Below are 9,389 nucleotides of genomic sequence, written 5' to 3' on the forward strand. Positions count from 1 at the left end.
CACGCTGGGAACCGAACTGTGAACCACGGCCCCGACGACCAGAGCTCCCCCGAGCTCGACTCGGACGAGCTGGCACTGCGCAGGATGCTGCACCAGGCGGTCCAGGAGATCGCGCCCGGTGACGGCACCCTGGACCATCTGCGCAAGGCGGTGCCCGCCCGACGGGCACGCAAGCGGCAGGCACTCGTCGGCATGGCGGCCGCCGCCCTCTTCGTCGGCACCGCCGTCCCGGCCCTGCTGCACGTCTCCCACTCCACCGGTTCGGACGCCAACCCCTCCGCCGTCGGCCACGCCTCACAGGCGCACGGCGGCTCCGGCGAGGCCAAGGGCCCCGAGGGGGGCGAGAGCACCTCCGGCGGCACCTCTGGCAAGACCGAGGACAAGGGCCAGGACAGCCCGAAGGAAACCGGGAAGAGCCAGGCCCCCGGCACCGCCACCGGGGCGAGCAGCGGCGTGGCCGACCCCTCCGCCTCCGTCGCGATGAGTGCCCCGGCGTGTACGTCCGCCGAGCTCGGCTCGGCCACCGAGACCACCGACGCGCCCGACTCCGTCGGCAACGTCTACGGCACCTTCCGCATCACGAACATCTCCGGCGCCAGCTGCACCGTCAGCGGTCCGGGCACGGTGACCCCGACCCCGCAGGGCGCGGCGGACCCCACCAAGATCAGCACGGCCCGGCACATCGCCGGGGACGCGGCGGACGCACTGCCCGACCCGTCCCTCGAAGTCACCTCACTGCTGCTCAAGCCGGGCTCCGCCTACGAGGTGAAGTTCGCCTGGGTGCCCTCGGAGACCTGCCCCACCACGGGCGACAACTCCGGCGGCAGCACGGGCGAACCGTCGACCGACCCGACGCCCACGGAGGACCCCACCACCGACCAGGGCGGCACCTCCACCGGCGGCGACACCGGCACGGCGCCCCAGCTGATGCCCGCGGAGGGCACGGCCGACGGGAGCGTCATCATCACCAACACGGCGGAGGGTGGGGCGCCGTCGGTTTCGGCGACCGTGTCCAACGCGTGTGCGGGGGTTGTTTATTGGACGGGTGTGCTGGCGGGGGTGTGAGGTGCACCGTGCGTTGATGCCGGCCTCGCTGGGGGCTGTGCCCCCAGACCCCCCTTCGGCCTGAACGGCCTCGTCCTCAAACGCCGGACGGGCTGAAAATGCTCACCGGCGTCAGACGGTGACCGGCGCCTCGTCCTCGTCCGGCACCAGCCCCAACTCCGCATCCCTCACGAACTCGATCTCCCGCCGCAGCAGCCGGAACCACATGAACACCACGAACCCGGCGAAGACGAACCACTCCCCGGTGTACCCGAGGTTCTGGAACGCCTTCAGGTCCAGCCCCGAGTCCGCGGGCGCCGTCGCCGGCACGGCCGTCATCCCGGAGTCCGCCTTGTCCAGCGTGACCCACGCGTCGTAGACGTCGTAGGGCACCAGGTTCACCAGTGACGCCGCGCTGATCGCCGCGGTCTGCCCGGACGGCAGTCCGCCCTGTGCGCTGACGCCGTTGTCCCCGGGCGTCTCGGACGCCTGGAGGGCACCGGTGACGGTGACCTCGCCGGTCGGTGCGGCCGGGGCCTTCGCCGGGTCGGGGTTGCCGGGCAGCCAGCCCCGGACGACGGGCAGGGCCTGGCCGGAGTCGGTGCGCAGCAGCGTCAGGACGTAGTAGCCGTTCTTGCCGTCCAGGTCGCGGTCCGGGACGAGCAGCTGCTTGGCGTACCGGCCGGTGGCGGTGGCCTGCCTGCCGGAGGTCGCCTTGTCCACGGGCAGCAGCCCCGCCAGCGGACGGGCGGGCTCGCGCTCGTTGGTCGAGGCCTGCGCGGTCGCCTTCTCCTGGTCCTGCACCCGGTCCTCGAAGCGGCTCAGCTGCCATGACCCCATGAAGATGCAGAAGGGGATGGCGAGCAGCACGAAGACGTTGATCCCCCACCAACGGGGCGTCAGCAGAAACCGGTACACGCCTTCCAAGGTACGGGGCACCTGCGGAGGACCGGGGCGCGGGGTGAGCGGAGACGGGTGACGGGCGGAAGTTATCCACAGGCTGGGGACCTCGGCGGCGCATTGTCGGTCCGGGCAGGCAGTATGGGGCCATGACTGAGAGCAACGGGTCCGCCTCGCCCGAGCGGAACGAGGAGATGCCGGACTGGGAAAAGCGCTTCCGGGCGCCCCGGGTGTCACTGCCCGACTGGGCGGAGGACGCCCCGGACCGCTCACTGTTCGCGTCGAACGCGACAGGGACGTACGAGCTGTACGCCTGGGACCGTGCGACAGGCGAACAACGCCAGGTGACCGACCGGCCGAACGGCACGACGGACGGCGTGCTCTCCCCGGACGGCAGCTGGATCTGGTGGTTCGACGACAAGGACGGCGACGAGTTCGGTGTCTGGCGCCGCCAGCCCTTCGGGGGAGGGGAGGACGACTTCGCCACGCCGGGCCTGGATCCGTCGTACCCGGCGGGCCTGGCCCTCGGGCGGGACGGCCGTACGGCGGTCGTGGGGCGCTCGACCGACGAGGACGGTACGACGATCCACCTCGCCCGCACCGGCGCTGACCCGGTGGAGATCTACCGGCACCGCGAGTCCGCGGGCGTCGGCGACCTCTCCCACGACGGCTCGCTGATCGCGATCGAGCACACCGAGCACGGCGACGCGATGCACTCCGCGCTGCGCGTCCTGCGCCCCGACGGCACGAGGGTCGCCGAACTCGACGACACCAAGGACGGCACGGAAGAGCTGGGGCTGGAGGTGCTCGGCTTCGCGCCCGTCGACGGCGACAGCCGTCTGCTCATCGGGCATCAGCGGCGCGGTCGCTGGGAGCCCCTGGTGTGGGACGTGGCGAGTGGCGAGGAGACCGACCTCGCCCTGAACCTGCCGGGTGACGTGGGCGCCGAGTGGTATCCGGACGGCTCCGGGCTGCTGATCGCGCACAGCTTCGAGGCCCGCAGCGAGCTCTTCCGCTACGACCTGGCCGACCGTGAACTGGTCGAGGTCCCGACCCCGGCCGGCACGGTCTCGGGCGCGACGGCCCGCCCCGACGGGAGTGTGGAGTACCTCTGGTCGTCGGCCGCCGAGCCCTCGGCCGTCCGCTCCACGACCGGCAGGGTCGTCCTCGACCCGCCCGGAATGCAGTCCCCGGGCTCTGTCCCCGTGCAGGACGTGTGGGTGGAGGGCCCGGGGGGCCGCATCCACGCCCTGGTCCAGAAGCCGGCGGGCGCGACCGGCCCGCTCCCGACGGTCTTCGACATCCACGGCGGCCCCACCTGGCACGACAGCGACGCCTTCGCGGCGGGCCCGGCGGCCTGGGTCGACCACGGGTACGCGGTCGTCCGCGTCAACTACCGCGGCTCGACCGGCTACGGCCGTGCCTGGACGGACGCGCTCAAGCACCGCGTCGGCCTGATCGAGCTGGAGGACATCGCGGCGGTGCGGGAATGGGCGGTCACCTCCGGCCTCGCCGACCCCGACCGCCTGATCCTGACCGGCGGCTCCTGGGGCGGCTACCTCACCCTCCTCGGCCTCGGCACCCAGCCGGGCGCGTGGACCCTGGGCATCGCGGCGGTCCCGGTCGCCGACTACGTCACGGCGTACCACGACGAGATGGAAGCGCTGAAGGCCATGGACCGCACCCTGCTGGGCGGCACCCCGGAGGAGGTCCCGGAGCGCTTCGAGGCGTCCTCTCCGCTGACCTACGTCGACCAGGTCAAGGCCCCCGTCTACATCTCGGCCGGGGTCAACGACCCCCGCTGCCCCATCCGCCAGATCGACAACTACGTCAAGCGCCTGGAGACGAGAGGGGCGCTCCACGAGGTGTACCGGTACGACGCGGGACACGGCTCGCTGGTGGTGGACGAGCGCATCAAGCAGGTGGGGTTGGAGCTGGACTTCGCGGCGAGGCACTTGCCGAGCTAGGCGCCGACCGAGTCGGGTGGTGGGTGGGCATAGGCCGGGGGTCCAGGGGGCGGGAGCCCCCTGGCGGGGTTGTAGGGGCAGAGCCCCTACGCTCCGGCCCGCTGTCGGCTCCTGCGCCCCAGCAACTCCGCCAACCCCCTCCGAGTAGCCGCCAGCACCACCCGGTCCGACCCCCGCAGCACATACGTATCCGGCAAGTCCCACACCAGCCCGGAAGACTGTTCACCGTCGGACGACTCTTCCTGCCGCCCGCCGGAGTCAAGCGCCAACACCCGCCAGGCCCCGGCCCGAAACGCCTCCCCCACCGTCTTGCCCTCCAGCTGCGGATGCCCGCCCACCTCCACGGCCGCGAACAGCAGCACGCGCCGCTCGACCGGGATCGCCCCCAGGATCTGCCGCCCCATCATCGCCCCGGCGAAGGCGGGCGCGGCCAGATGGGACACGCTGCGGCTGCGGGTGGACGATCCCGGGTGCGCGGCCCGGAGGGTGCGGTACACGGCGGTCGCGAAGTCGTCGTCGTACAGCCGGAGTACGACCCGCAGGTCGGGGCGGACGGAGCGGGCGTACAGCACGGCCTCGAGGTTGGTGGTGTCCGCGCTGGTCACCGCGAGCAGCGTGTGCGCGCGGTGGATCTTCGCGGCTTCCAGGACGCCCTCCTGGGTGACGTCCCCGAGGACCACCGGCACCCGCAGCCGCCGTGCCGTCGCCATCCCGCGCGCCTCGGGGTCGGACTCGACGCACACCACGGGGATGTTCAGTTCGCGCAGCCGCAGCAGCACGCGGGTGCCGATCTTGCCGAGCCCGAGCAGTACGACATGGCCGCCGAGCCCGCGCGGCGGTTTGCGCAGCGCGGACGAGCTCCGGAAGGTGCCCAGCGCTTCGAGCACCGCGGCCAGCAGGACCGGCAGCAGCAGCAACCCGACCAGACCGGAGAGGAGTTGGAGAATTTGACGGCCCGTGGAGTCCCCGATGGCGGGATCGTTGATGGCGAAGAGGTCGAGCAGGGTCAGGTAGGTGGCGTGCAGCGGATGGTCCTTGGTGACCAGCGTCAACGCGACCGCGAGGGCGAGCACACAGCCCACCATCCCCGCCAGCGACCACCGCAGCCGCCGCGAGAACAGCGAGGCGAACGGCGGCACGACCCCGCGCCCCGCGGGCAGCACCGGCCCGGAGTACGACACCTGCTCCAGTACGACGGTTCCGCGCCCGGTGGCGTCCCGTACCGCCGCCGCGTCGGGCAGCAGCCGCGGCCCCTGGTCGCCGCTCTCGGAACCGTCCGCGCCGGCCGGGTCGTTGCTCGTCTCGGACAGCAGGGCCAGGGTGGCCAGTCCCGGATCGGCCACGTCGCCGGGCCGCGGTGGCGGCCGTTCCACCGCGCGCAGCAGCAGTCCGTCGGTCTGGACGACCTTGCTGGTGCCGACGATGGCGCTGGCGGCCAGCGCGGGCGCGGCCGTGTCCGCGTCGGACAGGACGGTCGTGGAGGCGTCGTACGTGGCGGCGGGCCCCGTGGTGCCGCCCATCGCCAACGCGGCGGCCTGGTCGAGGAGTTCCTCGATGTGCTGGCCCAGCCGCCGGTTGTACAGCCGCAGCACGAGCCGCAGCCGGGGGTTGAGCCGGCGGGCGGTGAGGGCGGCACGGATGTTGGTCTCGTCGTCGTCGTACACGAGCGCGAGCGCCGCCGCCCGCTCCACGCCCGCCTCCGCGAAAGCGGCCTCGGTGGGCTCGGCGGCCTCTATCACCTGCTGGTTCCCGACCGGTTCCGGTGCAGGGCCGTTGGCGCCGCCCGCCCGGTTGACGGCCGCGCTCACCACCCGGTCGAGCAGTGCCGATGCGCTGCGGGCGCGTCCGACCACCGGCAGCCGTACCGTGCGCTCGGAGGGCGGCACGACGAGCGTGACCTGTTCGCCGTAGACCCCGCGCAGCTCGGCGGCCAGCCGGTGCGCGAGCCCGTCGTCGCCGCACACCACCATGTGCGCGTCGCCGTCGCCCGGCTGACTCTGATTCGGAACGCTTCCCACGAGGGGAAAGACTGCCTCAACCGGACGGTTGGTTCCACCATGCATCAGTGGCCACTTATCGGTTGGGGTGAACGGTGATGCTCCGTCCGCCGTACTCATGGGGAGGGAAACCAGCGCCCTTCCGCACCACCGGAGGTACCTCGGCCGTGGCCGTCACCAAAGCAGCCCCGCAGGAGGTGCGCGAGGACCCGCCCCCTCCGCAGCCGAACGGTGAGGGCTGGAGACTCAACTCCCCTCTCGTCCTCACCCTGGTGATGATCCTGATGGTGCTGGCGCAGGGCCCCGTCCGGCGGGCGCTGTCCGCGCCGGTGATGCAGAGCTGGATGACGGTATTCGTCGCGGTCATGGTCCAGGCGCTGCCCTTCCTCGTGCTGGGCGTGCTGCTGTCGGCGGCCATCGCGGTGTTCGTACCGCCGTCCTTCTTCGCTCGCGCGTTGCCCGGCCGCCCCGCCCTGGCCGTGCCGGTCGCGGGGATGGCGGGCGCGGTGCTGCCGGGCTGCGAGTGCGCCTCCGTGCCCGTGGCCGGGGCGCTGGTGCGCCGGGGCGTCACCCCGGCCGCCGCACTCGCCTTCCTTCTCTCCGCCCCGGCGATCAACCCGATCGTGCTGACCGCGACGGCCGTCGCCTTCCCCGGCGACCCCGAGATGGTCCTCGCCCGCTTCGTCGCGAGCCTGCTGGTGGCGTGCGCGATGGGCTGGCTGTGGCAGCGCCTCGGCCGCGCCGACTGGCTGCGCCCGCCGGCCCGTTCGGTGTACGACGGCCAGGGCAAGGGGGCCGCGTTCTGGGGCTCGGTCCGGCACGACGTGATGCACGCCGGCGGCTTCCTGGTCGTGGGCGCGATGGCCGCGGCGACCCTCAAGGCGGTCGTCCCGGAGCAGTGGCTGGGGGTGGCGGCGGACCATCCCGTGGTGTCGGTGCTGGCGCTGGCGATCCTGGCCGTACTGCTGTCGATCTGCTCGGAGGCGGACGCGTTCGTGGCGGCCTCGCTGTCGCAGTTCTCGCTCACCGCCCGGCTGGCGTTCCTGGTGGTCGGCCCGATGGTCGACCTGAAGCTGTTCGCGATGCAGGCGGGCACCTTCGGCCGCGGCTTCGCGGTCCGGTTCGCGCCCGCCACCTTCGTCCTCGCCGTCCTGGTGTCGGTCCTGACCGGGGCGGTGCTGCTGTGAACCGGCAGGCACAGGCGGCGGTCCTGTTCCTGCTCGGCGCGGCCCTGCTGCACGCGGGCCTCACCGACCTCTACCTGCGGTACGTCAAGGCCGGGCTGCGCCCGCTGGTGCTGGCGTCCGGCGTCGTACTGATCGCGGCGGCGCTGGCGACGGCGTGGTACGAGCGGAAGCAGGCGAAAGCAGGAGAGCACAGAGGGCACCATCACGAACCCCGCGTCTCCTGGCTCCTGGTCCTCCCTCTCTTCGCGCTCATCCTGGTCGCCCCGCCGGCCCTCGGCTCCTACAGCGCCATGCGCGCCGGTACGGCCCTGCAACAGCCGTACGGCTACGACGATCTGCCCGCCGCCGGCCCGCTGCGGCTCAGCCTGGTCGACTACGCCGGCCGCGCGGTCTACGACCACGGACGTTCCCTGGGCGACCGGGAGGTCAAGCTCACCGGTTTCGTCGCGCTGGACCGCTCCGGGACTCCGTACCTGGTCCGCATGGCGCTGAGTTGCTGCGCGGCGGACGCCCAGCCGGTCAAGGTCGGTCTGACCGGCCGGATACCGCCGGTCCTGCAACCGGACACCTGGCTGGAGATCACCGGCACCTACACCGCCCGGCAGGCCAAGGATCCGGTGAACGACGGCCCGATACCGTTCATCGAGGTCAGCGGCGCCGCACCGGTTCAGGAGCCGCACGACCCGTACGACGAGACCTGGAACACCTGACGAAGTCGAGCTCGAGCAGTTCTAGTCTTCGCCGGCCTCGTCTTCGTCTTCGTCTTCGTCTGCGGCTTCGTCCTTCGTGCGCTTGTCCTGGGCGCCTTCGCGCTGCTTCCTTTCCCCCTCGGTGGGGGGCGCGGTGGCGGTAGGCGTGGGGAGGGACGGCGTGGGGGAGGACGCGGTCGCGGTCGGCGCCGGAGTCGTGGGGGCGGGGGGCGTAGTGCCGGGTGTGCCGGGTGTGCCGGGTGTGCCGGTGCGTGGGCTCTCCGCAGAGCTGTGGCCCGGCGAGAACCACAGCATCCCGGCGAGCATCGCGGCCAGGAAGACGACCACGGCGGCGGCCGTACCCAGCACCCTCGGCCGCCGCGCGAACTGCCCACGTGAGCGGGGCGGCCGTACGGCGGCGGAGGGGAGCGCGTAGGTGGTCGGGGGCCCGGTCTCGGCCGGGAACCCCGACGCCGAGGCTACTGAGGGTGCAGGTGCCGGTGCCGCTGCCGGTGCGGGCAACGGCTCGGGCCGCCCCTCCCACGCCCCGCCCGCGAACCAGTCGGTGATCTGCTGCGCGGTGGGCCGGTCCTCGGGTCGCTTGGCGAGGAGGCCGAGGAGGTAGTTCTCGAAGGCGGGCGGGAGGGCGGCGCCGAGCTGCCGGGGCGGCACGGGGGCGGCGTCGAGGTGCTGGTGCAGGATCGCGACGGCCGTGTCGGCCTGGAACGGCGGCCGTCCGGTGAGGAGTTGATACAGCAGGCAGCCCAGCGCGTACACGTCGCAGGCCGGTCCGGCGGCCTCCCCCAGCGCCCGCTCGGGGGCGAGGTAGAGGCTCGTGCCGACGATCTGGCCGGTCGTGGTGAGCGCGCCGGACGGGTCGTCGACGAAGCGGGCGATGCCGAAGTCGCCGATCTTCAGGGTGCCGTCGGCGTCCATGAGCAGGTTGGCGGGCTTGACGTCGCGGTGCACGATGCCCTGCTGGTGGGCGGCGGCGAGTCCGGCGGCGGCCTGGGCGGCGATCCGGGCGACCTGGTCGGCGGGGAGCGGTCCGCCGGTGGTGAGGAGGCGGGCGAGGCTGTCGCCCTCGACCAGTTCCATCACCAGGAAGAGCCGGCCCTCGTACTCGCCGAAGTCGTACACCCCCACCACGTGCGGGTGGTTGAGCCGCCCCGCCGTCTGGGCCTCCAGCCGGAAGCGGGAGGCGGCGGTGGGGTCGGCGTCGCGGGGGAGGAGGAGCTTGACGGCCACCGTCCTGCCGAGCGTCTCGTCGACGGCCCGCCAGACCTCCCCCATCGCCCCGCGTCCGATCGGGTCGTGCAGCCGGTACCGGCCCGCAATCAGCACCTGTTCGTCATCCTCATGCCGTAAGACGTCTCGACCGCCGCAGGCCGAACTCACCGCATGGCGCGGGGCATTCGTGGGGGGTGCCGCAGCCGACCCAGGGTACCGGCTGCCGAAGGCCACCCCGACGCTCAGCCGCCGACGGACCGACGTCCAGCCAGCGCCGATCCCGACGTTCAGCCAGCGCCGAACCGACCTTCATCCTGCGACGGCCCCGACGTTCAGCCAGCGCCGAACCGACCTTCATCCTGCGACGGCCCCGAC

7 protein-coding genes are annotated in these 9,389 nt (G+C 72.8%); 4 read left to right on the top strand and 3 right to left on the bottom strand.

Annotation, left to right across the window (positions count from 1 at the left end; translation table 11 throughout):
- Window positions 1–18: 18 nt before the first annotated feature.
- Window positions 19–1,065 (top strand): hypothetical protein, encoded by a 1,047-nt coding sequence (locus AB0I77_RS26900; RefSeq protein WP_363285259.1) that lies wholly within the window; start codon window positions 19–21, stop codon window positions 1,063–1,065.
- A 111-nt stretch (window positions 1,066–1,176) separates the two neighbouring features.
- On the opposite strand, the gene AB0I77_RS26905 is transcribed toward AB0I77_RS26900, so the two are convergent.
- Window positions 1,177–1,962 carry an SURF1 family protein gene (locus AB0I77_RS26905; RefSeq protein WP_363285260.1) on the bottom strand — a complete coding sequence of 262 codons (786 nt, stop codon included), beginning with the start codon at window positions 1,960–1,962 and terminating at the stop codon, window positions 1,177–1,179.
- 131 nt (window positions 1,963–2,093) lie between these two features.
- On the opposite strand from AB0I77_RS26905, the gene AB0I77_RS26910 reads away from it, so the two are divergent.
- Complete coding sequence (locus tag AB0I77_RS26910) at window positions 2,094–3,911, top strand: prolyl oligopeptidase family serine peptidase (RefSeq protein ID WP_363285261.1); 1,818 nt, start codon at window positions 2,094–2,096, stop codon at window positions 3,909–3,911.
- 86 nt (window positions 3,912–3,997) lie between these two features.
- Here AB0I77_RS26910 and AB0I77_RS26915 read toward each other — a convergent pair whose 3' ends face one another.
- Window positions 3,998–5,881, bottom strand: a complete 1,884-nt coding sequence (locus AB0I77_RS26915) for an NAD-binding protein (RefSeq protein ID WP_363285380.1) — start codon at window positions 5,879–5,881, stop codon at window positions 3,998–4,000.
- Window positions 5,882–6,075: 194 nt separating this feature from the next.
- On the opposite strand from AB0I77_RS26915, the gene AB0I77_RS26920 reads away from it, so the two are divergent.
- Entirely contained in the window at window positions 6,076–7,095 is a 1,020-nt protein-coding gene (locus AB0I77_RS26920; RefSeq protein WP_363285262.1) for a permease, read from the top strand.
- On the top strand, window positions 7,092–7,805 hold the full coding sequence (locus AB0I77_RS26925; protein WP_363285263.1) for a TIGR03943 family protein: 714 nt from the start codon (window positions 7,092–7,094) through the stop codon (window positions 7,803–7,805). Before AB0I77_RS26920 ends, AB0I77_RS26925 begins: the two co-directional genes overlap by 4 nt.
- Before the next feature lie 21 nt (window positions 7,806–7,826).
- Here AB0I77_RS26925 and AB0I77_RS26930 read toward each other — a convergent pair whose 3' ends face one another.
- Complete coding sequence (locus AB0I77_RS26930) at window positions 7,827–9,128, bottom strand: serine/threonine-protein kinase (protein ID WP_363285264.1); 1,302 nt, start codon at window positions 9,126–9,128, stop codon at window positions 7,827–7,829.
- Between the last annotated feature and the right edge of the window lie 261 nt (window positions 9,129–9,389).

Origin of the sequence: Streptomyces sp. NPDC050619 (assembly GCF_040654815.1) — a bacterium.
Lineage (GTDB): Bacteria > Actinomycetota > Actinomycetes > Streptomycetales > Streptomycetaceae > Streptomyces.